Origin of the sequence: Ureibacillus sinduriensis BLB-1 = JCM 15800, from assembly GCF_000772955.1 — a bacterium.
GTDB lineage: Bacteria > Bacillota > Bacilli > Bacillales_A > Planococcaceae > Ureibacillus > Ureibacillus sinduriensis.
In genome coordinates this window covers 20,205-43,653 of the sequence record NZ_JPVO01000055.1, presented here as the reverse complement: position 1 = coordinate 43,653, position 23,449 = coordinate 20,205, and the positions used below count along the sequence as shown (strand labels likewise).

Here is a 23,449-nt window from a genome sequence, read left to right as displayed (position 1 = left end):
TTAATCCTCCGAATCCATTTGTGAAATTACATAAGCGTATAACAATTGTGCCGTCGCTTTCAATGAATCAACATGAGTACGCTCATAGGCATGAGAAGCTTCAATACCCGGTCCAAATAAAGCATGCTTTACATCGAAGCCTGCGCGGATAGCCGCAGAAGCATCAGAGCCATAAAATGGATAAATATCAAGTTTATACTCAATGGCATTCGATTTAGCAAGTTCCACTAAATGTCTCGTTAACTCATAATGATATGGGCCGCTCGAATCTTTTGCACAGATAGATACCGTGTATTCATCAGAACTTTGACCATCCCCGATTGCTCCCATATCAACGGCAATATACTCTACTACTTGTTCAGGAATATTGGAATTTCCGCCATAGCCGATCTCTTCGTTATTAGAAATATAAAAATGTGTTGTGTAAGGCAACTTAATATCGTTTTCATTTATGAATTGCATTAATTGCAAGAGTAGAGTTGTACTTGCTTTATCATCCAAGTGTCTGGACTTGATAAAGCCGGCTTCCGTCACCTCAAAGCGGGGGTCGAAAGTAACGAAGTCCCCCACTTCAATACCGATGGAGCGTACATCATCCGCATTGAAGCATTTTTCATCAATGCGGACTTCAATATGATTTTCATCTCTTTTAATTGCATCTGTATTCGGATAGACATGGACTGTTGTTTCATGGAGCAGGATTGTACCACGGATTTTTTTGCCTTGTGCGGTGTGGATTGTACAATATTCGCCTTCAACCGCGTTCCATTTAAAACCGCCAATCATCGTCAGTTTTAATCGGCCGTTTGATTTTACTTCTTTCACCATTGCGCCCAAAGTGTCGGTATGTGCAGTCAATAGGCGGTGATCACTTGTATTTTCACCTTCCATTGTAGCAATTATGGCACCTTTATTAGTTTGTTTAAATGCAATACCTAGGTTATGTAAATGATTCCCTATAAATTTCATAATTGTATTGGTATAACCAGATGGACTAGGAATATTCACCAATTGATGCAAGAGATCAATTGTTCGTTTTTCATCAAATACATTATTCACTAAAAAGCCCCCTCAATTTCCGTAACTTCTAAATAAATTAATGATATCAAAATTCAACAATAATCGACACCTTATAAAGTATGTAATTCCAAATTATTTTTAAAATGGTAAGCGATCATTCCATTTATGTTTGTATACAATATTATACCACTTCTATTGCATTCCAATAATAAGGAAGTTATAGATTTTTTGAAAAACACGATTTCCGCTAGCGCTTTGCGGAAATCGTTGTTTTTTTAATAATATTCTTATTTCAACATTGTTCTTACTAATTTCAATTTTTGCTTATATGGTGGGAATAATAGGTTATTCGCCATTTTCGACGAACGCTTCATGATGGATTTAGGATGTGTAAAGTTTTCAAAGCTTGCTTTCCCATGGTACGCGTTTACACCTGATGGCCCGACACCACCAAATGGTAAATACGGGTTAGCCACATGCGTCACCGTATCATTTATACAGCCGCCTCCAAATGGTAATTCTTCAAGGAAATAATCAATCGCCTTTTCGTGTTCCGAGAAGAAATAGGCAGCCAATGGTTTAGGCAATTTTTGAATCTGAAGGATTGTATATTTTAGATTATCGTATTTCATAATGGGTAAAATAGGACCGAAAATTTCATCTTCCATAATGGGACTGGACCAATCAACATTTTCCAGAATCGTTGGTTCGATATAAAGTTTCTCGGCGTCCAGTTTGCCCCCGAATGTAATATTCGCGTTTTCGGCTTCAAGCAATTTTTGCAGCCGAGTGAAATGGCGGTTGCTGACAATCCTCCCGTAGTCATCGCTGAATTGGGCATCCTCGCCATAAAATTGTACGATCGTGTTTTGCAATTTTTTGATGAATTCATCGTAAATCGAAGAATGCACCAACAAGTAATCCGGTGCAACACAAGTTTGACCGGTATTATTGAATTTCCCCCAAACAATCCGTTTAGCCGCCACATCCAAATTGGCCGTTTGGTCGACGATGGCAGGACTTTTCCCGCCAAGTTCCAATGTAATGGGCGTTAACCTTTCTGCCGCTGCTCGCATAATTACTTTTCCAACCGCTACACTGCCAGTAAAGAAAATGTAATCGAATGAGGCGTGTATCAGGTGGGTCACTTCCTCCTTCTCCCCCTCTACCACCCTGATATAGGAAGTATCAAATGTTTCTTCAAGAATCTTTTTTATAATTTCTGTTGTGTGCGCAGTTGTTTCAGATGGTTTCACTATCGCTGTATTACCGCCGATAATCGCTCCAATCAAAGGCTCCATTACAAGCTGGAAAGGATAATTGAACGGGCCGATAATCAATACAACCCCGTACGGCTCCCTGATAATAAAACTTTTTGCCGGTTGGAAATGAATAGGTGTTTTAACATGCACAGGTTTTGACCACTCATCGATATTTTTTATAAAGTGGTTAATGCTATCAAGCACAATGCCGATTTCATTCGAATAAGCTTCAAACTCGCTTTTTCCTAAGTCCAAGTTTAAAGCCTTCAATATTTCTTTTTCATATTGTTTTATTTTATTTTTCAGCTTTAATAATTGTTTTTTCCGAAATTCTAAATTTTTTGTATACCCTGTTAAAAAAAAGTTTTTTTGCTCCTCTATCATCTTTTCAACGTCTTGTGCTGAATATTTTGCCATCTACATCCCTTTCCTTAATACATAATTAAAATTAATTTGTTCATAATAACTATGTACAATTTACTACAATTTATCGTCTAATTCCTTCTAAAATGTTTAATTTTATTGTACAGATGGTATTTAGAAGGAAAGAGACAAACTGAAGGGGGCAATTTTAAATGATTTCGACTGATACTTGGTGGGAGAAAATTTTTTCAGGACCTTTGTCTATTGGATTAAATGAAGAAAAATTACATCAGTTAAAGGACGAATCTTTTTTATTCTTGAAAGAGGATGGGGAAGAATTGCCACAGATTGATTTCGGTCAGCACCAAGTTGACTATTAATCATCTCAAGTAGTATTTGTTTTTGGAAAACTTTTAAGTTTGAATAAAAAGAATTGGATCCTTTTCATTTTGAGAAGGGTCTATATTTATTTTCAAACTCCTTTTGAGAAAACGATGAAAAGCAGCCCTCCATTTATGCTGGTGGGCTGCTTCAGACTGTTGACAAACGCTTTCATCCTGCGTTGGTTGTCTCGTTCGTCCCCTCATGAACGCTTTGTTCTATTCATCTCTTCACTCAACTGCCCGCCTTGTCTGCCAAGCGTTTCCAAGACAGTCTGGGTAATTTTTCATTTAAGTAAATAACCTAAAAAAAGTATAGACAAAGTCGGAGATCGACTTTGTCTATACTTTGAAGCAGACCTCCATTCATGCTGGGGGGCTGCCTTTTAGGTCATTATCTAAATAATAAATAAAGAACTACGGCTAAAATCACCGTACCGCTAGTAATTAATGTTTTTATATCTTTTGGTGTCATCTTTTTGCTCCATTTACTTAAAAATTCATTTCATCACTATTTTATTTTACGATATATATACTCAAATTAAAAATCTGAATTTGAACTTGATGAAGATTCCAGTACTAGCTCTGTAGTATCCACCATAGCGCTTCTATCTTCTTCCAGGTCACGCAGTCGATGTGCAATTCTTGACGCCGCACTGGCCGCAATACTGGCAACCAAATCATCCAGAAATGTATGGACACTGCTATCTAGTTTTGTATCAAGTTCTTTTATAATCCCTATTTTACTCTTATCCAAATAACCAAAAGTGGTTAAAGCAATGCTTCCATATGTCATAACCACGCCAAGTGCAAGGGTTTCATCAACCCCAAACAAGCCTTCGTCGGATTCGATGATTGATTGCAATGGCTCCGATAGTAGTTTCTTCTCTGCTAATTCATCCAGCTCAATTCCTACCAGTATAGAATGTTGTACCTCCCTTTTGCATAAAACTCGTTCGACTGAATCGACACAATCCTCCATCGACAAGCTTGCATTATATGGTAATTGCAATTGATAGACAATATCAGCGATGTCATCCATTTTCACTCCGCGGCGTTTCAACGCTTCTTTTGTTGCTTGTGCAACTGCTTCCGATGGCACTCGTTCTTTTTTATCTTGCACATTATCAAGCCTCTTTCATTTAGAGTATGTACACTTAAGTCTTTTTATTATGCACTTATTTCCATACTACATAGTACACGTGGAAGTTTCATTATGATACAATTTCGGTAAATCACCTTAGTATAGAAGGAGGAGCCGCATGAACCACGGAACCATCAGGGAAGTGCCATTTTTCAGTACTTCACTGAATGAAGAACAGGAGTTATTAATTTACGTACCCGCAAACTATACTCCCTTAAATAAATATAACATTTTGATTGCTTCTGACGGGAAAGATTATTTCCAATTGGGTGGAATCCCTCGATTGGCTGATCAGTTGCTCGAAGATTATGAAATCGAAAATTTGATTATCGTTGGTATTCCATACAAGAGTGTGGAGGATCGGAGACAGAAGTATATCCCAACCGGCAAACTTCACGAGGCCTACTTAAGGTTTCTCGCACATGAGCTCGTTCCTTACTTGGATGAGGAATATTCCACTTTGCAACTTGGCTCGACCAGAGGTGTAATTGGGGATTCAATGGCCGCAACCGTATCATTGCTAGCGGCATTAAAATACCCAACTATTTTCGGAAAAGCTATTTTACAATCTCCGTATGTGGATGAGCATGTTTTAAAAATCGTGGAAGAATCGAATATCATGAATGCGGTTTCATTTTATCATGTTATTGGAAAAGGTGAAGATCAGGTCGTAACGACAGATAAACAGATCAAAGACTTTCTGGCACCGAATCGTCAGCTGCACTCGGTACTTTCAGCGAAGGGCTATAAAACATTTTATGATGAATTCGATGGTAATCATACATGGAAATATTGGAAACCTGATCTTAAAAGAGCACTAATTCAAAATTTCAGTTAATTAACAGAATGAGAAATGTCGAATTTTTTAAAATTCTGTTATAATTGTTAGTATCAGAAAATTTAGGGGGGCTTAAATAATGAAATACGGTATTGTAGCATTTCCATCCAAAAAATTTCAAGATTTAGCAAACACATATCGCAAACGTTACGATTCTCATTATTCAAAAATCACACCGCATCTTACACTTAAAGAAGCTTTTGAAGCAGATGAAAAAGAAATCAGCAAGATTTCCAAAACAATTGCTTCTATCGCAGAGAACCATGCACCTTTAAATATACATGCTTCTAAAGTTAGTTCATTCTTTCCGATAACGAATGTCATCTATTTTAAAGTGGAGCCAACTGATCAGCTCAATAAAATACATCAAGACCTCCAGCAACAGTTGAATATCGGGGAGCCGAAACACGTCTTCATCCCACACTTCACCATTGCGCAGGATTTAACTGAAACTGAACATGACGATATTTATGGTCAGTTGCGAATGATTGGTGTCGATGAACAGGAAGTAATCGATCGAATTCACCTAGTATACCAACTTGAGGATGGCTCTTGGACTACTTACGAAACTTACCGATTAACTGGGGCTGAATAATAATTGTATCAATTTGACATTGTAGAAAACGAAAAAGACCTTGGTTTGGCATTTTTCGTTAGAAAAAGAGTTTTTGTTGAAGAACAAGGTGTGCCTGAGCACCTGGAGCTGGATGAGCATGATTCTTCCTCTACCCACTTTATCGTAAAAGAAAAAGACCAGCCGATAGCAGCTGCCCGGCTTCGCAAAATAGAAGAAAACACCGGAAAAGTGGAACGTGTTTGTGTGCTTGAACCATATAGAGGCAAGAAACTTGGTTTGCTCATCATGCAGAATATTGAAGAATTTGCAAAAGAGCTCGGCTTGGTGAAGCTAAAGCTTAATGCACAAAGCTATGCCGTTCCTTTTTATGAGAAGCTGCACTACACAGTCACATCCCCGGAATTTCTGGATGCGGGAATTCCACATCGTGCAATGGAGAAATCAATTCTTTAGCCCTAGGATTCCATAATGATTAACAAAAGCAGTCGCGATATTTGGCGACTGCTTTTTGATTGATTAGCCAAGCATTTTTTGGATTTTACCTAAATCCAATGATTTTCCATCTTGCACAATCGACTTTACAATTTGATCTTCCAATTCTTTTGTTACCGGTTTATTCGCCACTTTGCTTACTCGTTTTATAATTTTACGAACTTGCTTTTCATTCGTAAAATCAGCATGCTGAATTGCATTTGCCAGCGCAAAGATTTCCTCCATACTTACGCCGGTTTTGTTTTCTATCTGCTTAAAAAAAGGGTTTTGCATTTATCTCCCCTCCTTACATATAGCACTTTCCTACAATGATTAATAAAATAAATAATACAACGATTAACACAAAGTAAGAACCTTTGTATCCTCCATCGCCTCCACACATATCATATGCAGGCATGCTGTAAGTTGGTCCACAATAATCATAGGCAGGGCTTACTTGACCGCAGTGATTCCACATAAAAAATCCCCTCCTTTCACTTTGTATACTATGACAGTACACAAAGAAAAGTTGGGGTATTCGTCTAGTTTGCTTTTCCTTTTGGTTTAAAAATTAATGCTGCGATAAATCCGAAGACAATCGCCGCACTTATGCCGGAACTTGTCACTTCAAACATCCCTGTCAACACACCGACCCATCCATGTTTTTCAGCCTCGACCAATGCCCCATGGGTTAATGAATTACCAAAGGAAGTGATGGGGATTGTTGCTCCGGCACCCGCGAAATCAATCAATGGCTCATATAATCCCAAGCCATCCAAGACGGCACCTGCCACTACTAAAATAGCTAATGTATGGCCGGGTGTCAGTTTTCCCACATCCATGATTAACTGCCCGACCACACAAATTAAACCGCCCACAATAAAGGCAATTAAAAAACTAAAAAAAAGCATGTTTTTCTCCTCATTCCATCGTAATTTCAATCGCATGCGCAGTACAGGGGATTGTTTCCCCTTGTTGGAAAGACATTGGAGAAAGAAGAGCGCCTGTTGCTACTAATAATACTCTTTTAAAGCGTCCTGTTTTCAATTGTTGTTCGATATAACTGAAATAGACAGATGCAGAACAACCCGCACCACTAGCTCCCGATTGGAATGCCTTATCTTCTCCGTAATATTCCGCACCAGCATCTCGGAATAATTCAAGTTCTTCTTGTTTTGCGCCTGTTTGAGCAAACATCGCCTTCAAAATCTTCAATCCGATTTTCCCCAAATCCCCCGTCATAATTAGATCATAATCCGTAATCTTTTGATGACGTTTCTTTAAGTGGGAATTGATTGTATCGTACGCAGCAGGGGCCATGGCTCCACCCATATGAAACGGACTTACCTCCCCATAATCCACAACCTTTCCAACAGTTGCTGCAACGACAGAGGGTAGTTTAGGATCATGTTTTCCGATTAGTGCATACCCCGCTGCTGTCACCGTCCACTGAGCGGTTGCCGGCTTTTGTGCCCCATAGTCGATTGGGTAACGGAATTGGCGTTCAATTGCATTATGTTGGCTAGCTGCCCCGGCAATAGCGAATTGAGAAGCCCCTAATTCTGTTAGAAGACTCGCGATAATTACTGAAGAAACAGAAGTCGCACAAGCAGAGAATAGCCCGATAAAGGATATAGCAAGCTCTCTCGCTGCAAAATTGGTTGGGGTCATCTGGTTCACAAGATCTCCACTTAAAAAGTAATCAACATCCAAATTTTTCAAATCCACTTTCTTCATGACAATATTACAGGCTTCTTGAATCATTTTGGAGTGCCCCTGCTCATTTGTTTTTTGACCCCATCTTTCATCTTCGGAAATGGCATCAAAATATGATTTAAAAACACTTTTATTTTCAAGCGGACCAGCTACAGCACCACAAGCAAGGATGGACGGTTTCGAAGGGAATAAAATTACCATTCCACTACACCCATCGATACGAGTATCAGCTTTATCAATGCGATGAAAAAGGCTGAACCAACCCCAAACAAAATTACCGACCCCGCCAGTTTGAACATATTACTTCCCACACCTAAAACCCATCCTTCTGTCCGCCCTTCTATTGCCGCAGACACAACCGCGTTGCCGAATCCTGTTACAGGAACAGCACTGCCAGCTCCGGCAAACGCACCGAGCTTGCGGTATAAACCGAGACCCGTCAACACCATCGCTATGAATACCATCGTGGCAACTGTAGCATTTCCGGCCGTTTTATCCGTAAAATCAAAAAAGATAATATATAGATATGTTATGGCTTGTCCGATTGTACAAATGATTCCGCCTACCAAAAATGCTTTTAGTGCGTTTTTAAAATATGGGGTAGGAGGTGTAATCTTCTGTTCGATTTGTTGATATTCTTGTGGATCCAATTAAGTCTCCTCCTTCGCTAAACTTTTCAGCTTCTTGACTTCCTCTGTTACCTTAGTGCTATCCCCTTCTTCCAGAAGCTTTTGTGTTTCCCAATGCATTTTGTAGTCCGAAGACACAAGGACATCCAAGTCGGGATACTTTTCTTCTATTTCCTTTTGTAATTTTTTCTCGACCTTTTGTTCTTTGAACCCAAGCCAAGGTTTGACCTGTATGGCAACAAGCAATTCATTATTGACCATTATGGCCGTTCCTGAATACACTTCCTTGGAATTGCGGATCATGTCTTCAATTTCAACTTTTTTCACTTCATCCGTGCTGACTCCGGATATTTCAATTGTTTGTTCATTAGAGCATCCAATTAAAAAAAGTGGAACAAAGAATAACGCTACCAATTTTTTCAAGATTCAACCCCCTTTTTCTACTTATTATGGGCATTAAAAATCCAAACTATTCAATTCGTACAGTTAGGTTAAACGGTACTTCCGCATAAGAAAATTTCGAGGAATTTTAAGCCTTCAGTACAAAAGCCCGGTTTTCATTTCCGAAATCACATATTGTAGATTGAACTAAACTTAAGAGGGGTGAAACAAAAATGGGTTGTGGAAAAAATAAATTCGAGAGTTCATCAAGAGAAGAGATGATGAATACAGGTTGTATTTGTGAAGTTGTTAAAACAATTTTAAAGCTACAAAATCAAGCAGTAAGAAATGACGATACTTGCGGAACTAGCTGTTTCATAGAACCAATTGGTGGTCTAACAAAACATGGTCACGCGGATACTCGCGTTTTCATGCTATTGGATAACTTAGGTAGACCATTTAAAGTGGTAGCTAAGGGGAAAGATTGCACTTACTCACTTACACCATTCTTCCGAGTAGAAGATGTATTCGGTGACTGCTGCGCTACTTTACGTGCGGTCGTTGCTGTTGAAGAAGAAGAAGCTGTAGAGCTATTCGAAGAAGGAACAAATGAAATGGTAGCAGAAGCATTTGAAGACATTACTAAATTCAAGAAAACAGAAACTTGCGTAACTGTTGACTTAAATAACTTCACTGCAATTCAATGTGTGGCAGATGTTGACCTGAACATCCACCATCATTAAGCAGGCATAGCCGCCGACAGCCGAGTAAAACGGCTGTTGGCGGCTTTTTTGTATATACTGCACCCTGGTGAAAAATGTTCGCGTGATTTGCACATTCTTGCCAACCGAGATACGTCCTTGCTTTTTTGCACTGTTGAATTTTTGCTTATTCAAAAGACATCTTTCACATAAAAAAGGGCGATTCACCTTAAAAGTGAACCGCTCCCTATATTCTAGAAATCATTTGCTATCGTGATTGTCTCTATTTCATTTCCATTAATCAACTTTACTTTGTTGGCTGACTTAATTTTTACATCGCTGCCTAAAACTTCCTGCACTTTCCCCACCATTTTTTCACCATTTACGAGATGAAAGACCAACGTTCTAAATTGGTTAATAGGCTGTGAAAAGTAATTAAGCTGTCTGGCAATCACTTGATCAGCTATACGGTCGGAACGATTCGGTACAAAAACAGATGTACTCTCTTCCAAGAATGTTTCCTTAATCTCAGCAATCTCGGTAAAATAAACGGGAGGACTTGAAATAAACAGGATTGGCTCTTCCATTTTACACATCCTTTTTTACTTATAAATATGCAAATTGAAGTTTTTCGTGAATCCCGTCTAAGAGATAAATTTCTAATCATCTTGCTTCTTGGTTACATCAGCTGCCCCAAGAAAATGGATGCTAAGCCCAAGTAGATTAAAATACTCGTCACATCATTTAATGTTGTGATAAAGGGACCTGATGCGACTGCCGGGTCCGCTCCTAGTTTATGAATAAGCAGCGGGATAAAGGAACCTGCAATTGTGGCTACAAGTATGGACGTACTGATTGCCGCACCCACCAATAAACCGATGATTAAGTTGTGCTTCCAGAAAAATATAATGGCCACGACAATCAAGCCGCAAACTATTCCGGTTATTAATCCGGTCAATACCTCGCGAAGCAGCATTTTCAATTTACTTTTATCCCCTATTTCGCCTGTTGCGATACCGCGCACAGCCACGGCGAGCGCTTGCGTTCCACTGTTTCCGGATGTCCCCGAAATGAGCGGGATAAAGAGGGCAAGTAATGCCACTTTGTCCAAAGTCGCCTCAAACTGTCCCATCAACGTGGCGGTTATCATACCTAAAAACAATAGCATGATCAACCACGGCAGTCGTTTTTTCGCTGCTTTAAAGGGACTGGCTTCGACGTCATCCACATCGGATAACCCTGCTAGTTTGGAATAGTCGTCTGTTGCCTCTTCATCGATTACGTCGATAATGTCATCGACAGTAATGATTCCCAGCATTTCTTGCGCATCATTGACAACAGGGATCGCCAGAAAGTTATAATCTTTCATGATTTGTGCCACATCTTCTTGATCATCCGAAGCCTTTACATACACGACACGTTCATTCATGATGTCATGAATTAATGTGTCCTCATCGGAAATAATTAAATCTCGGAGGGAAATGACGCCACTTAAACGCCGATCATCATCGACAACGAAAACATAATAAATAGTTTCAGCGTTCGGTGCCTCGTTTCGAAGAACGGTCATTGCTGAACGGACGGTTGAATTTTCATAAACCGAAACATACTCGGTCGTCATAATTGCTCCGGCAGTGTACTCCGCATATCCCAGAAGTTCATTGATTTCCTCGGCGGTTTCGCTGTCCATCATTTCCAGATAACTTTCGCGTTGTTCATCATCCAATTCATTCAAAACGTCTACCGCATCATCTGTATACATATAGGAAAGCATTTCTGCCCCATATGCAGTATCCATTTCATTCAGGAATTGCTCGTATTCTTTATCCTCTAATTCAATTGTTTCAAATATTGTGGCCATTTCTTGAGGAGACAAGAATAGATAGATGGTTTTTCGTATATCAGGTCCTACCTTCTCATAAAATTGGGCCTGGTCATAGGAATGGAGCTCTAAAAAGATTTCACGAAATTGGTCGATGTTCTCGTCGATTAGGTATTGCCGTAATTCTTCTTCATTGAAGAGCTCTTCGTTTTTATTATTTTGTTGTTCTACCATGCTTGTCCCCTCCTCTCAATGTAATAATAGGTGGAAAATGTTTTGTCGTAAAGGGATTTTTAATACATCACAAAGTTTTAATAATTCAATTAATTGAAGATAAAAATTCAAATTGATGATTGCATCGGCGTTTTCCATAGCTGATGCCAAAAACAAAAGATGTTCGCTTTCTCCTCGAACATCTTTTCGTCTAATTATTCAGCAGCTCACTCATCGGTTGGGGAACCTCACTTGTAAAACGTAACTGTTGTCCAGTTAACGGATGCACTAATTCCAGAAATACACAATGAAGCGCTTGTCTATTAAAAAGTTTCCTGCTACCCCCGTATAACTCGTCGCCAACCAGTGGATGACCAATATGAGCCATATGAACACGAATTTGATGTGTTCTGCCGGTATGCAGTTTCAGCCTGACATGGGTGATCGGCTCCATCGTTTTTGTATATCCTCTTTTTACTACCTTGGCATCTGTGTGGGAATACTGTCCGTCTGCACGAACCTCCCTTTCGATAATGCTTGTCTCTTTACGTCCAATTGGCGCCTCGATGGACATTTCGGTTTCTTTTAAGTGCCCGTGGACAATTGCTTCGTATTGTTTGTTGATCAAGCTTTGCTTTTGCTGTAGCCCCATTAAATGGTGAACATGACTATGTTTGGCGATACACACGATACCAGAAGTATCACGGTCCAATCGCGTGACAATATGTACCGTGGAATGAATGCCCTTTTCTTCAAAGTACCCACCAATATAGTTAGCTAAACTGCCTGTTGGGTGCTCTCGTGAAGGAATGATATTCAAAAAGGGGGGTTTATCAAGTATGAGAAAAGCATCGTCTTCGTACAAAATTGCTAGATCTTTATGCTCGATAATAAGCCCCTCACTGAATTCCTCTGGCGGAAAGAAAACTGTAATTAAATCTCCACGATTTAGGACATGCCGGACTGTCCTTTCCTGCCCATTTACCAATAAGGCTCCACCATTGTACTTGATGGAGGTTAATCCTCTTTTAGATATACCGAACTTGCTTATTGCATCCCGCAAAAGCTGGCCATCGCTTGTAGCTTGGAATTGTAATTTGAACCTTTTATCCATGTTCATGCAAACTCCAATCAGTCATTCGAAACAAATGAGTCATGAACCCGTTCCCAAAATGGAAATGGACGGAATCGAGCAAAACGGACTTTCTCACTGGCCACATTGAATGTAATCCATTTTAAATCGCTCTGTACAAAGTGTTTATGGTCAATCGTCATCGTGAATTGTTGATCTTTTACGGGCTTTAGAGTGCAATTATGATGTGCAGGCAACACAAGAGATGACCCCACAGTACGGAATACCCGGTTATTGATTGAGGCCATTTCGGTAATCTGGATTGCCTGAAGGGTCGGATGGATAATTGCGCCACCTAGTGCCTTATTATACGCTGTACTGCCGGATGGCGTTGAAACGCATAGACCATCTCCACGGAACCGTTCAAACTGATTGCCATTTAACTCGATATCCATCACGAGAGTGACATCCGGAGATTTAATGGTTGCTTCATTTAACGCCAAATATCTTACCGTTTCCGACTTGTGGCAATGCACTTGCACTTCCAGCAACGGGTACTCCACTACATTAAATTCATTTTTTGCAATCGAAAGCACCAACTTTTCTAGTTCAGAAGGCTTCCAATCGGCATAAAAGCCAAGATGTCCCGTATGGATCCCTACGAAAGCTACTTCATCCAAACGATGGGCGTGACGATGAAATGCGTGGAGAAGGGTTCCATCTCCACCGATTGAAATAACGATTTCCGGTTCTTCTTCATCCAAAATAAGACCAAAATCTGTTAAATACGTTTTTGCAAGCTCCATCAATTCATTTGATTGGGGATCTCTGCGTGATTGGATTGAAAATCGCAAAGCTTACTCACGCTCCTTTTCCTCGGTAGTTGATTGAATTCGTATTTTGGGATTTGTTGAATCTTTGAATTCACTAAAGTATACTTGTGCTTCTTGTATTTCGCTCCTTATGGAAGACATCTCCTCATCTAACTTGAAAGCAGCCTCTGCGGCGTTTTGCAATCGATTTTTGATTTCTTCCGGGAATAACCCTTTATACTTATAGTTCATTGAATGCTCAATGGACGCCCAGAAATTCATTGCCAACGTTCTTATTTGAATTTCGGCCAATACCTCGATTTTACCTTGAATGGTCTCCACCGGATATTCTACTATCATGTGATAAGAACGGTAACCGCTAGGCTTGCTATGGGTAATGTAATCTATTTCTTCAATCACTTTCAAATCATCCCGTTGCCGTATTAGGTTGACCACTGTCGAAATATCATCAACAAATTGACACATAATCCGTATACCTGCTATATCTTGCAATTCCGTAGCCAATTGTTTTGAAGGCTCAAATGAAACCCCTTTTTCAAGGGTTTTATCATATATACTTGCCAAAGGTTTTACACGGCCTGTCACAAATTCGATCGGAGAAGTTGTTCCTGTAGCACCGAACTGTGAGCGCATCCCTTTAAATTTTATTTTCAACTCATCAACTGCCTGAATATATGGGCTTAAAAAATTTCCCCAAGTTCCCATCGAAGACTCCTCCCAAATGCAATGACTTTCAAACTTTTATATTAAGTACATGGATTTTATGAAAATCCTATGCTTCTTCTTTTAAGATTTCGGCAAAAGCTGTTTCTACCGCTTCGACGAAAGCATTTCCATAGTTTTCATTTCCTTCGATATTGAAAAGGAGCATATGTAATTCATCAGTAAAATTCGTAAGTTCAATTTTTTGTTCCTCTAAAATAAGATAAGGGTTTTTTCCAGATTTCAACACCCTCACCAATGCCGGCCATAAGTCTTCCGGCATGTATATATAGCTATATTCACCCTGTTCTTCAACAAGATAGATAAATGCTAGATGGTCTGAATCTGCCAGGATCTGCCCTGCAGGTTGAATTTGAATTTTGCTTTGGTTTTCGTTTAAACTAAGGTGTAAATCATTATGTACGAATTGGTATTTTTCAATTAAATAAATAGTTCGCATTATGTAAGTTTCCCTTCTACACTTTTCTTCTCATATTTTAACATAGCTGCTCGCGATTCGAGAAAGAGAATGTGGAAAATACATACTAAGGAAGGAAAAAACATGACACAAGAGTTAGAAATTGAATTTAAAAATGTCTTAACTAAACAACAATATGAAACTTTGCTAAAAAAATTCCACGTATCGAATGAGATGATTGTTCATCAGACGAATCACTATTTTGATACAAAGGAGTTTCGGTTAAAGGAATTGTTTAGTGGTTTAAGGATCCGTGTGACAAATAAAAAGATTGTCTGTACACTAAAAGAACGCACCGCAACGAACACCCACCTTGAGACAACCGATGTCATAACAAGGGAACAAGCTGATTTAATGCTTACAGGGAGAGGCTTCTTTGCAGAAAGTGTAAAAATCAGATTGTCTCAATTGGGGGTCCCCGTTGAACATCTACATCATTTCGGCACATTATCGACAGAACGCGTGGAAATATCTCACAAAGGTGGAACTCTCGTGTTTGACCATTCTTTCTATTTAAACTGCGATGATTATGAGGTAGAATATGAAACAAACGAAGAAAATCGCGGTAGAAAAGTTTTTGAAAACTTCCTGAAAGAAAACGACATCCCACAAAAAGCGGCAGATAAAAAAATCGCCCGCTTCATGAGTGCACTAAAAATGCAGAAAGGTTGATTGTATTGAACATATCATCGATGAAAATGTTGTTAGAACTGCAAGCAATTCAATCAATTGGCAATACTCAACAAAGTGTTGAGTCACTGGCGAACGATCCGTCAATTTTTACGGAGTTACTTGAAGAAATGATGAGCTCTTCCACTTCTTCATTAACCAACTCTGAAAATTTACTCGGTTATTATGCAAGCAGCGATAATACAACGGCAAATTCTATAGATAATAATTATTTAGCATCTTTTACTTACAATAGCAGGGAGAATTATTTACCTAACTCCTACTATAACGACCTAATCCAAAATGAAGAAAATGTCTTCTCCAATTATATAAATAAAGATTACTCAAATACCGCTGGATATACAAACGTATTGGCAGGGGCTAACGCATATAGTGGTATTATCGAGGAAGCCTCACAAAAATATGGGGTGCCAGGGAAATTGATTGCCGCTGTCATGAAACAAGAATCAAATTACAATGAACATGCCGTCAGCTCGGCTGGCGCTACAGGATTAATGCAACTAATGCCTGGCACAGCAAGATATCTTGGTGTGAATGATGCAAAAGATCCAGTGCAAAATATAATGGGTGGAACAAAGTATTTAAGTCAAATGCTAAATAAATTCGATCAAAATATCGAATTGGCTTTAGCAGCCTATAATGCAGGCCCTGGAAACGTCTCAAAATATGGCGGAATCCCTCCATTTAACGAGACACAAAACTATGTTAATAAAATAATGAAATATTATAATGCTTGATTTATAGATATATTTTTCACCTTGTTTTCCCTGATTTTGAATATGGTCCTGCGGCTCGGTCATGCTATTTGTTTGAGAAAAAAGGTATACGTTGTTAGAATGTATTTACCACATATATTTTTAAACAGTGGTTATAGACTAAACAGTATACAATACATGGATTTTCTTGCGTATACTAAAAGAAGTAAAGGAGTACACCTATGAATCGAAAATACACGATTCCTTACGAGGAAATTGGTGCTGAAAAACTTTCTGAGCTCCTTCACGCTTTTTATGAACGTGTCGGGAGACATCCACAGTTAATACCTATCTTTCCGAAAGACTTAACTGAAACAATAAGAAAACAAATTCAATTTCAGACCCAGTACCTAGGTGGGCCTAATATATATACAGAAGAACATGGACATCCGATGCTAAGAGCTCGTCATATCCCATTTAAAATTACACCAGATCGTGCTCAAGCGTGGTTGGAGTGCATGAAAGAAGCAATGGATGAAGTTGGACTTGAAGGAAACTTCCGTGATGTCTATTACCAACGTCTTGTCTTGACAGCGAATCATATGATTAACTCGCCAAATGAAGATGAGGAGGGTTCAGAGTGAATAATGTTCAATTATTGTCAAAACCTGCCCCGGCATCTACTACCAAACCAATAGAATTATATATTTTTATTGATCCGCTTTGTAATAAAGCCCTGACAATGCAAACGATGCTGCGTAAACTTCAGCTGCAATATGAACATTATTTTACATGGCGCTATATTCTAAGTACAAAGCTTGCCTCACTCAATACTCTAGGGCGCCGGACAAAAGGTTGCCTGACCGGTGCTGAGCTGGATATTACACACCCTGCACTGCCTTCAATCGCGGTGAAAGCTGCAGAATTGCAAGGTAAACGTGCATCATCCCGCTTTCTGCTAAAGTTGCAGGAGCATGCATTGTTAAAAACGAAGGAAGTTACTTCCTATTCCGCTCTCATAGAAATCGCCAAGGAATCCAATATTGACATTGATGAATTCACTTCGGATTTTGGCTCCAAGGAAGCGGCCCGTGCTTTTCAATGTGATTTACATATCATGCGTGAAATGGAAATTGAGGAAGTCCCAAGCATTGTTTTCTTTAATGAATGTATTGAAGATGAGGGATTAAAAGTAAGCGGAATGTACACCTATGAAGTGTATGTCCAAATATTGCAAGAAATGATGAATGAAGAGATTATTTGTAATCCCCTTCCTACATTTGATGAATTATTCTCTCGTTTTCAGACGTTAACGACAAGTGATGTAGCCGAAATCTACTCGATATCCATCCAAGATGCAGAACGGGAATTAAAAAAACGTATGCTTCAACAAAAAATTGAACGTCTTCAGTGTGAAGAAATTACGCTCTGGCGCAATAAAATTAATTAATCGGCACTCATAATCCTAAAAATCTATTACCTTATTATATTATTACTAGACAAAGTCATCTTGGCTTTGTCTATTTTTTTGTGTTACAAGAGATCGTGATGATTTGCACTGGGGAGCCACATTCATTTCAATGAATAACAAACGGCATGAAAAGCGGACGGGAATAGCAATGGATTAGGTTGTCGGGGATTTACTTGTATTCTACGAATTAAAAAAGAGACGTCATCGACTGACGCCTCTTAAAGGGGATGGGAGAAATGTTCACGTTCAAACAAAGGGGTGTATGTTTGTTATGTGATTTATTTCACGTATTTACTTTATCACGGAATAATTATGTATGCAATACTATGAAAATAGTTTCACAAATTCGTCAAATAGTAACCGTTTTCACTAAATCTACTCATTTATAAGCATTCAAATAAATATGATTTGTTCGTAAGAAGCAAAAATGTGGAACAATGGGATGAAATTGAATACAAAATTGTTATTATATTTATAACAACTTAAAGGAATCTATTTTAGTTACATTAAGATTTGTATAGCAATTATCTTAGTTATCATCTTTTAGGATTTGCAATAGTGCTTTTCACCAATTTTGCTTTTTTAGCGATCGTTCGATTCTATTATTCAAGTCATCCTTCAGAATTTCTAGTATATACAATAGCCGTTATTTAAAAACAACAAGGCAAAAACCCCACAGTTCAAAAACACTGTGGGGCGCATCAAGTCTAGGGACTTATTTCAATAATAATGCTTCCAGTTCACTTAATCTTTCTTCAAATACTTTACATGCTTCCTGGATTGGTGCAGGGGATTCCATATCCACACCTGCCGCTTTTAATACTTCGATTGGGAAGTTCGAGCATCCTGCTTTTAAGAAATTATTGAGATATCGTTCAACAGCAGGTTGCCCTTCTTCTAAAATTTGCTTGCTTAATGCGGTAGCTGCACTTTGACCAGTAGCATATTGGTAAACATAGTAGTTGTAATAGAAATGCGGTATTCTTGCCCACTCTAATCCGATTTCTTCGTCTACTGTCATCTCTTCGCCGAAATATTGTTTATTTAGGTCGTAGTAGATTTCCGTCAAACGCTCCGCAGTCAATGCTTCCCCGTTGCGATCTAATTCATGAATAATATGTTCAAATTCAGCGAACATTGTTTGACGGAATACTGTACTGCGGAAACCGTCCAACCAATGATTTAATAAGTATATTTTCTTTTGGGCATCCTCAGTTGTTTTTAAAAGATGATCAAATAATAATTCTTCGTTGCATGTTGAGGCCACCTCGGCCACAAAAATTGAATAACTTGCATAAGGATATGGCTGGTTTTGACGAGTAAGGTAGCTATGCATACTATGGCCAAACTCGTGGGCCAATGTAAAGAGGTTATTCAGGTTATCTTGCCAGTTCATCAATATGAATGGGTTTGTCCCAAATGTACCTGAAGAATAAGCGCCACTGCGTTTTCCTTTGTTCTCCAAAACATCGACCCAACGACTGTCCAGCCCCTTTTGTACAATTGCTTGATATTCTTCACCAAGCGGTTCAAAGCTCTTCACCATAATTTCCTTCGCTTTGTCGTAAGGCATATCGAACTTCACTTCTTTTACAAGTGGAGTAAATAAATCGTACATGTGCAACTCATCCAAACCTAACACTTTTTTTCGAAGTGCAACGTAGCGATGCAAAATTGGCAGAAATTCATGAATCGTTGAAATCAGCTGATCGTACACCTTTTCAGGAATGTAGTTATTACTCATCGCACTTTGTCGAGCCGAATCATACTTGCGAATTTTGGCCCTCACATTATGTGCTTTTACGTTTCCGGATAATGTTGCAGCAAAAGTATTTTGGAATTTGCCATAAGTTTGGTACATGGCTTTAAATGCGCTTTCTCTCACTTCTCGGTTGTCACTCTCTAAAAACGTCACATAATTACCATGGGTTAACTGAATCTTTTCCCCTTTATCATTTGTAACAGCCGGGAACTCCAAATCTGCATTGTTTAATGCACTGAATGTATTACCCGATGAACCAGTTACTTCAGAAAATTGAGCAAGCAACTCCTCTTTATCAGCCGATAAGACATGAGGACGTTGCAAGTTCAACTCAGTCAGCATTTGATTATATAGACTTAGAGGTTCATACTCGTGAATATAGTTTTTGATTGTTTCTTCATCAATTGACAAAATTTCAGGCGTAACAAAAGACCATGCAGCAGAAAACTTCGCTCCCAATGAACGCACTCTGCTATCCATCGCCTGATACTTGCCGTTGGTTGTGTCCTGGTCATGTTTCAAATGGCTATATACGTAAAGCCTGCCAAAGCGCTCCGATAATTTATCGCTAAATTGTAATGTTTCATATAAATTTTCAGCTCCTTTGGCAACGTTTCCTTTAAACTTTTCCGCCTCTGGAATAAGCTTTGCAATTTCCTTGAATTCTAATTCCCATGCTTCATCGGACTGAAAAATCCCTTCTAGATCCCATGTTAATTCTACAGGTACTTCTTCACGAGTTAATAACTTTTTTGCCATTAATAAAACCTCCGTTACCGTTTATTTCGTAATTCGAATAACATGTTCATTTTCTCAATATTTTGTCTACATTGCAAGAAAATGGTGATACAATACCGCCAATAACTTTTCTTCCTCAATCGTTTGATAGCAGTGTTGAATTGATAGCTCCTCTAAAATATCGCAATAATTTGAGACAGCTTCATAGGCAATTCTAGATTGTGGCAAGTTCGCCCACTTTAAGAAATAATAGAGTGTTTCCCCTTTCATTTGGCGCAGTTCAATTTTCGTCAGATGAAGAAAGTAAAATATGGCTAATTGCCAATCTATGCATGATAACTTTAACACTTCACTTCCCTTGAGAGGAACACCTATATAATTTGGCAATGAATGTAAATTCATACGCAATTCATAGGCACTTCTAAGCAGAAGATCGTTCAAACCGCTTCTAGTAAATAATACTCTTTTTTGTAAATAATTATGTTTTGTTTGCTGAAGGATTTGCCAATATTGGTGGAATTCCTCATTGGTTATAGGTTTTGGCAGATAGAAGGGGAATTTCTGAGTCGTCAACGGAATGGTTTGTACTTTTGCAATGAAACTATTGCCATGAAGGTAGACTGGATTGGAAATATAGAAAAACTGTCGCATTTTCGGATTGTACGACATAATATATGGATGGTGACTTGCGGTTACTTTGAATTGTTGGTGATTTTTACTAATTGACACTTTTCGAATCCCTTTTTTCATTATTTTATCTGGCGTAATGGGAATCCAAATAGGCTGTATATCCTCACGTTTATACCCGTTATTGCGATTGATTAATTTTTCTGCAGAAATGGGGCTGCATTGAAACTCAACAGCAATCCGTTGTGTTGTATTGCCTTTTAATAAGATGTCGGGTCTTTGCTTAACATTTGGTAAATAGGGCTCTAACTCCGGCTCCATTTCCAATGCTTTAAATAGACTATACAATTGCTCTTTACCTTTCAAATGCATCGCTGATTCTCTTTCCGAAAACTGGTTTTCACAATTGCTTTTGGAGTAATGAGCAAAATGGGGAATTTTTAACGAGCCAATTTTTAATAATAATGGTTGTCTACATAGGGGACAGTAAAATTTGTTTGACTTGCGAAGCTGGTGTAATGTTGTATGAGGTATGCTTGAATCCAAAATAAAGGGCTTATTTTGTTCTGTGTGAGCTACAAGCATAGAAGACCTCCTTATGTTCATTCTAAAATGGATAAGGAGACAATTCAATGCCTTTTGCCTAAAAATCAGCAAATTTGAATTTTGGAAAATTAAAAAGAAAAAAGCGAGATGCCCATTATATAGACACCTCGATTTATAGGATTTGCCGTCAAACAATTCCTTCATTACCCATCATATTAACTATCAAACAATGTGCATGAAACTTTGTTCAAATATTATGCAAAATATTGAATTACTGTTTCAAAACAATCTTTTTCCATAATTGTTTCACCGTATTCTTGTATACGATAGATCGTCATTTTGGAACCAGCGAGATATTCGTTGATAATAGATCGGATATTCTGACGTTGCTGATTTTCTTCAATATTTGAGAAATCAACCGCCACGTAATAGTATTTTTCGAATTTATACAATGAAGATTGTAGTCCAAAAGATACTAGACGGTTCGCAACAGGAATAATTTCATCAATATCCTTGAATTTATAAAGAGATATATTATTGAGATCCAGATGATTAACATCCTCATCATCATAGGAGTCAAAAATAGATTCATCTAAATTTTTATGTGCAGCATCTCGATGCTCCTCGAAACTGGATAGCAAAGAGTTGGATTCCCCATCTGAATTTATATTAGCTCTTGTTACAATCACTTCAAGACCATGTTCTGAAGCATTTACATGAATCCAAATTGGTCCATCAAGGTCGAAGTAATCTTCTGTATTAATTTCGCCAATCATATCCCAGAAGAGTTCTTCCCCTTTTGCTCTATTGTACCAAATTTCTTCGCGGCTATAACCACGGTCCTCAATATCACGGTAAGTAATAAAGAGCTTTATTGTATTTTCGTTTACGCGTTCGATGTCCATTAGACTTCAACTCCCTTCACAGTCATTCGTTGAAAAACAAAGAAAGCGTCCTTAGTATGTTTTGGATTGCTAAAGTTTAACCAAACAATTCAAAACGTCACACATTTCAACAAGCTGCAGAATAAAACTGTTTTTCTATATATCTATGCTTTATTCTATAATTCTATTGTATGATTACCTATATAAAATGAAAAGAAAAAAACACTGCAAAATAAAATAATTTGAATATTGAAATTGTAGATGACTAAACATTTGAAATCAAGTAGAAAGTCTTCAAAACCGAGTAAAATAAAGTTTGAAATATCTCCCTCATCTTCTAAAAATATGTAATGAATCTACAAGAAATAAAAATACTCTGGATGTCTGGGCTCGATCGCCTAAAACAAGTACAAAAAATAAAAACGATAAAATCCGGTGATAATGGATTTTATCGATATACTCTCTAGAATATTCCTTTAAATGATTAATTAACCATTTTTTGCGCTTCAAGTAACTGGAATGCCCGAACTTTTCTAGGTAAGAATCGTCGAATCTCATCTTCATTGTACCCAACTTGCAAGCGTTTTTCATCTAAGATGATAGGACGGCGAAGTAATCCAGGGTATTCTTGAATTAACTCATATAATTGTTGAAGTGGCAAACTTTCAACATCCACATTCAATTTTTGGAATATTTTAGAACGTGTAGAAATAATCTCATCTGTTCCATCTTCAGTCATTCTTAAGATTTCTTTTATTTCACTGATTGTTAAAGGTTCAGAGAAAATATTCCGTTCTTTATAAGCAATTTCATGTTCTTCCAACCATGCTTTCGCTTTTCTGCATGATGTACAACTTGGTGATGTAAATAATGTTACAATCATTATTACACTTCCTTTCCGGACGAATGGTGTGATCTATTATAAAGTTTTATTAATTTAGAATTAGTTTAATTAAATCAATGAATTAATTATACAATAATCTTAGTCATTTGGATATAGCTTACATATAAAAAAGATAGATAACGCAATATTAATTTTACATTATTCTTCTCTTTTATGCGGATTATTCATATTTTTGTTATAGTACACCAATTATTTTCCCTTTAATTACTTCAAGTAAACCAATATAATTGCGATATAGCAAATTCTCAATTAGTCGACATTAATCGAGAAAAAATCACAACTTTCTGTTAATTACAACTTTATTTTACAATGTTTTCACAAAAAGAAAATGATTATCTTTCACGATACAATTATTACCCAAATCGGCGCTATTTCATTCAAAAGAATAAAAAATTAAAATTTGCTTTTAAAATCGTTTTTGTATATGATTTTTAATATAACTTTAAAATAGTAACCGCGAATTGTTTTGCCGAATTTTCAACAATCGCGAAATATGAAATGAAAAAACGATGAGAAAGAATAGTACACTT

The 23,449-nt window shown here is 37.9% G+C and carries 28 protein-coding genes, 1 pseudogene and 1 other annotated feature (1 of these 30 running past the window's edge); of the genes and pseudogenes, 9 read left to right on the top strand and 20 right to left on the bottom strand.

Translation table 11 applies throughout. From position 1 onward, the window contains the following. Together CD33_RS16180 and CD33_RS16175 are read right to left on the bottom strand one after the other, a co-directional pair. Nucleotides 1-1,059: a M42 family metallopeptidase gene (locus CD33_RS16180; RefSeq protein WP_036202510.1), complete on the bottom strand. Its 1,059-nt coding sequence runs from the start codon at nucleotides 1,057-1,059 to the stop codon at nucleotides 1-3. A 248-nt stretch (nucleotides 1,060-1,307) separates the two neighbouring features. Further along, nucleotides 1,308-2,699 (bottom strand): aldehyde dehydrogenase, encoded by a 1,392-nt coding sequence (locus CD33_RS16175; RefSeq protein WP_036202507.1) that lies wholly within the window; start codon nucleotides 2,697-2,699, stop codon nucleotides 1,308-1,310. A gap of 158 nt (nucleotides 2,700-2,857) precedes the next feature. Here CD33_RS16175 and CD33_RS20560 point away from each other — a divergent pair, with 158 nt between their 5' ends. Beyond that, nucleotides 2,858-3,025, top strand: coding sequence for a hypothetical protein (locus CD33_RS20560; RefSeq protein ID WP_176400036.1), 168 nt, complete (start codon nucleotides 2,858-2,860; stop codon nucleotides 3,023-3,025). Between the two features lie 541 nt (nucleotides 3,026-3,566). On the opposite strand, the gene CD33_RS16170 is transcribed toward CD33_RS20560, so the two are convergent. Continuing rightward, nucleotides 3,567-4,148: a phosphatidylglycerophosphatase A family protein gene (locus tag CD33_RS16170; RefSeq protein ID WP_052130314.1), complete on the bottom strand. Its 582-nt coding sequence runs from the start codon at nucleotides 4,146-4,148 to the stop codon at nucleotides 3,567-3,569. A gap of 139 nt (nucleotides 4,149-4,287) precedes the next feature. Here CD33_RS16170 and CD33_RS16165 point away from each other — a divergent pair, with 139 nt between their 5' ends. From CD33_RS16165 to CD33_RS16155, 3 genes are all read left to right on the top strand, one after another. Continuing rightward, on the top strand, nucleotides 4,288-5,007 hold the full coding sequence (locus tag CD33_RS16165) for an alpha/beta hydrolase (protein ID WP_036202505.1): 720 nt from the start codon (nucleotides 4,288-4,290) through the stop codon (nucleotides 5,005-5,007). 79 nt (nucleotides 5,008-5,086) lie between these two features. Continuing rightward, nucleotides 5,087-5,602 (top strand): YjcG family protein, encoded by a 516-nt coding sequence (locus CD33_RS16160; RefSeq protein ID WP_036202503.1) that lies wholly within the window; start codon nucleotides 5,087-5,089, stop codon nucleotides 5,600-5,602. Between the two features lie 3 nt (nucleotides 5,603-5,605). Beyond that, entirely contained in the window at nucleotides 5,606-6,037 is a 432-nt protein-coding gene (locus CD33_RS16155; RefSeq protein ID WP_036202501.1) for a GNAT family N-acetyltransferase, read from the top strand. A 63-nt stretch (nucleotides 6,038-6,100) separates the two neighbouring features. Here CD33_RS16155 and CD33_RS16150 read toward each other — a convergent pair whose 3' ends face one another. The 6 genes from CD33_RS16150 to CD33_RS16130 form a co-directional block, all read right to left on the bottom strand. Continuing rightward, nucleotides 6,101-6,349 (bottom strand): stage VI sporulation protein F, encoded by a 249-nt coding sequence (locus CD33_RS16150; RefSeq protein WP_036202498.1) that lies wholly within the window; start codon nucleotides 6,347-6,349, stop codon nucleotides 6,101-6,103. A 13-nt stretch (nucleotides 6,350-6,362) separates the two neighbouring features. Next, the gene (locus CD33_RS20840) at nucleotides 6,363-6,533 is read right to left on the bottom strand and encodes a YjcZ family sporulation protein (RefSeq protein WP_084591397.1); all 171 of its coding nucleotides are present in this window, start codon (nucleotides 6,531-6,533) and stop codon (nucleotides 6,363-6,365) included. Nucleotides 6,534-6,597: 64 nt separating this feature from the next. Further along, nucleotides 6,598-6,966, bottom strand: a complete 369-nt coding sequence (gene spoVAE / locus CD33_RS16145) for a stage V sporulation protein AE (protein WP_036202496.1) — start codon at nucleotides 6,964-6,966, stop codon at nucleotides 6,598-6,600. Nucleotides 6,967-6,976: 10 nt separating this feature from the next. Next, nucleotides 6,977-7,972 carry a stage V sporulation protein AD gene (locus CD33_RS16140; RefSeq protein WP_036202494.1) on the bottom strand — a complete coding sequence of 332 codons (996 nt, stop codon included), beginning with the start codon at nucleotides 7,970-7,972 and terminating at the stop codon, nucleotides 6,977-6,979. Beyond that, nucleotides 7,966-8,421, bottom strand: coding sequence for a stage V sporulation protein AC (spoVAC, locus tag CD33_RS16135; protein WP_036202491.1), 456 nt, complete (start codon nucleotides 8,419-8,421; stop codon nucleotides 7,966-7,968). Before spoVAC ends, CD33_RS16140 begins: the two co-directional genes overlap by 7 nt. After that, the gene (locus tag CD33_RS16130; RefSeq protein WP_052130313.1) at nucleotides 8,422-8,823 is read right to left on the bottom strand and encodes a YhcN/YlaJ family sporulation lipoprotein; all 402 of its coding nucleotides are present in this window, start codon (nucleotides 8,821-8,823) and stop codon (nucleotides 8,422-8,424) included. A 191-nt stretch (nucleotides 8,824-9,014) separates the two neighbouring features. Between CD33_RS16130 and CD33_RS16125 the strand changes: the two genes are divergently transcribed. Beyond that, nucleotides 9,015-9,524, top strand: a complete 510-nt coding sequence (locus tag CD33_RS16125) for a CotY/CotZ family spore coat protein (RefSeq protein WP_036202487.1) — start codon at nucleotides 9,015-9,017, stop codon at nucleotides 9,522-9,524. Between the two features lie 212 nt (nucleotides 9,525-9,736). Here CD33_RS16125 and CD33_RS16120 read toward each other — a convergent pair whose 3' ends face one another. The 6 genes from CD33_RS16120 to CD33_RS16095 form a co-directional block, all read right to left on the bottom strand. Continuing rightward, entirely contained in the window at nucleotides 9,737-10,069 is a 333-nt protein-coding gene (locus CD33_RS16120) for a hypothetical protein (protein ID WP_036202485.1), read from the bottom strand. 92 nt (nucleotides 10,070-10,161) lie between these two features. Further along, entirely contained in the window at nucleotides 10,162-11,538 is a 1,377-nt protein-coding gene (mgtE, locus tag CD33_RS16115) for a magnesium transporter (protein WP_036202483.1), read from the bottom strand. Nucleotides 11,539-11,728: 190 nt separating this feature from the next. After that, on the bottom strand, nucleotides 11,729-12,631 hold the full coding sequence (locus CD33_RS16110) for an RluA family pseudouridine synthase (protein WP_036202481.1): 903 nt from the start codon (nucleotides 12,629-12,631) through the stop codon (nucleotides 11,729-11,731). 17 nt (nucleotides 12,632-12,648) lie between these two features. After that, nucleotides 12,649-13,443: an NAD kinase gene (locus CD33_RS16105; RefSeq protein WP_036202478.1), complete on the bottom strand. Its 795-nt coding sequence runs from the start codon at nucleotides 13,441-13,443 to the stop codon at nucleotides 12,649-12,651. A 3-nt stretch (nucleotides 13,444-13,446) separates the two neighbouring features. After that, nucleotides 13,447-14,127 carry a GTP diphosphokinase gene (gene yjbM, locus CD33_RS16100; protein WP_036202475.1) on the bottom strand — a complete coding sequence of 227 codons (681 nt, stop codon included), beginning with the start codon at nucleotides 14,125-14,127 and terminating at the stop codon, nucleotides 13,447-13,449. 67 nt (nucleotides 14,128-14,194) lie between these two features. After that, nucleotides 14,195-14,584: a UPF0738 family protein gene (locus CD33_RS16095; protein ID WP_036202472.1), complete on the bottom strand. Its 390-nt coding sequence runs from the start codon at nucleotides 14,582-14,584 to the stop codon at nucleotides 14,195-14,197. A gap of 102 nt (nucleotides 14,585-14,686) precedes the next feature. Here CD33_RS16095 and CD33_RS16090 point away from each other — a divergent pair, with 102 nt between their 5' ends. The 4 genes from CD33_RS16090 (at nucleotide 14,687) to CD33_RS16075 (ending at nucleotide 17,437) form a co-directional block, all read left to right on the top strand. Next, on the top strand, nucleotides 14,687-15,274 hold the full coding sequence (locus tag CD33_RS16090; RefSeq protein WP_036202469.1) for a CYTH domain-containing protein: 588 nt from the start codon (nucleotides 14,687-14,689) through the stop codon (nucleotides 15,272-15,274). Nucleotides 15,275-15,279: 5 nt separating this feature from the next. Then, on the top strand, nucleotides 15,280-16,029 hold the full coding sequence (locus tag CD33_RS20010) for a lytic transglycosylase domain-containing protein (protein WP_036202466.1): 750 nt from the start codon (nucleotides 15,280-15,282) through the stop codon (nucleotides 16,027-16,029). A 200-nt stretch (nucleotides 16,030-16,229) separates the two neighbouring features. Beyond that, nucleotides 16,230-16,631, top strand: coding sequence for a globin domain-containing protein (locus tag CD33_RS16080; protein WP_036202463.1), 402 nt, complete (start codon nucleotides 16,230-16,232; stop codon nucleotides 16,629-16,631). After that, on the top strand, nucleotides 16,628-17,437 hold the full coding sequence (locus CD33_RS16075; RefSeq protein ID WP_036202461.1) for a DsbA family protein: 810 nt from the start codon (nucleotides 16,628-16,630) through the stop codon (nucleotides 17,435-17,437). The genes CD33_RS16080 and CD33_RS16075 overlap by 4 nt, the downstream gene beginning before the upstream one ends. A gap of 736 nt (nucleotides 17,438-18,173) precedes the next feature. Here the strand turns inward: CD33_RS16075 and pepF are convergent. The 5 genes and pseudogenes from pepF to spxA all read right to left on the bottom strand — a co-directional run bounded on the left by pepF (nucleotide 18,174) and on the right by spxA (nucleotide 22,895). Further along, a complete protein-coding gene (pepF, locus tag CD33_RS16070; protein ID WP_036202458.1) occupies nucleotides 18,174-19,979 on the bottom strand; it encodes an oligoendopeptidase F in 1,806 nt (601 codons plus the stop codon). Nucleotides 19,980-20,045: 66 nt separating this feature from the next. Continuing rightward, on the bottom strand, nucleotides 20,046-20,957 hold the full coding sequence (locus tag CD33_RS16065; RefSeq protein ID WP_445013744.1) for a competence protein CoiA: 912 nt from the start codon (nucleotides 20,955-20,957) through the stop codon (nucleotides 20,046-20,048). 39 nt (nucleotides 20,958-20,996) lie between these two features. Then, nucleotides 20,997-21,170: pseudogene (locus CD33_RS20970) on the bottom strand (competence protein CoiA family protein); the annotation flags it as partial. A 215-nt stretch (nucleotides 21,171-21,385) separates the two neighbouring features. Beyond that, complete coding sequence (gene mecA, locus CD33_RS16060) at nucleotides 21,386-22,036, bottom strand: adaptor protein MecA (RefSeq protein WP_036202456.1); 651 nt, start codon at nucleotides 22,034-22,036, stop codon at nucleotides 21,386-21,388. 463 nt (nucleotides 22,037-22,499) lie between these two features. Further along, entirely contained in the window at nucleotides 22,500-22,895 is a 396-nt protein-coding gene (gene spxA, locus CD33_RS16055) for a transcriptional regulator SpxA (protein WP_176400049.1), read from the bottom strand. A gap of 524 nt (nucleotides 22,896-23,419) precedes the next feature. Continuing rightward, nucleotides 23,420-23,449, top strand: a binding site (T-box leader); it runs 178 nt beyond the window's last position.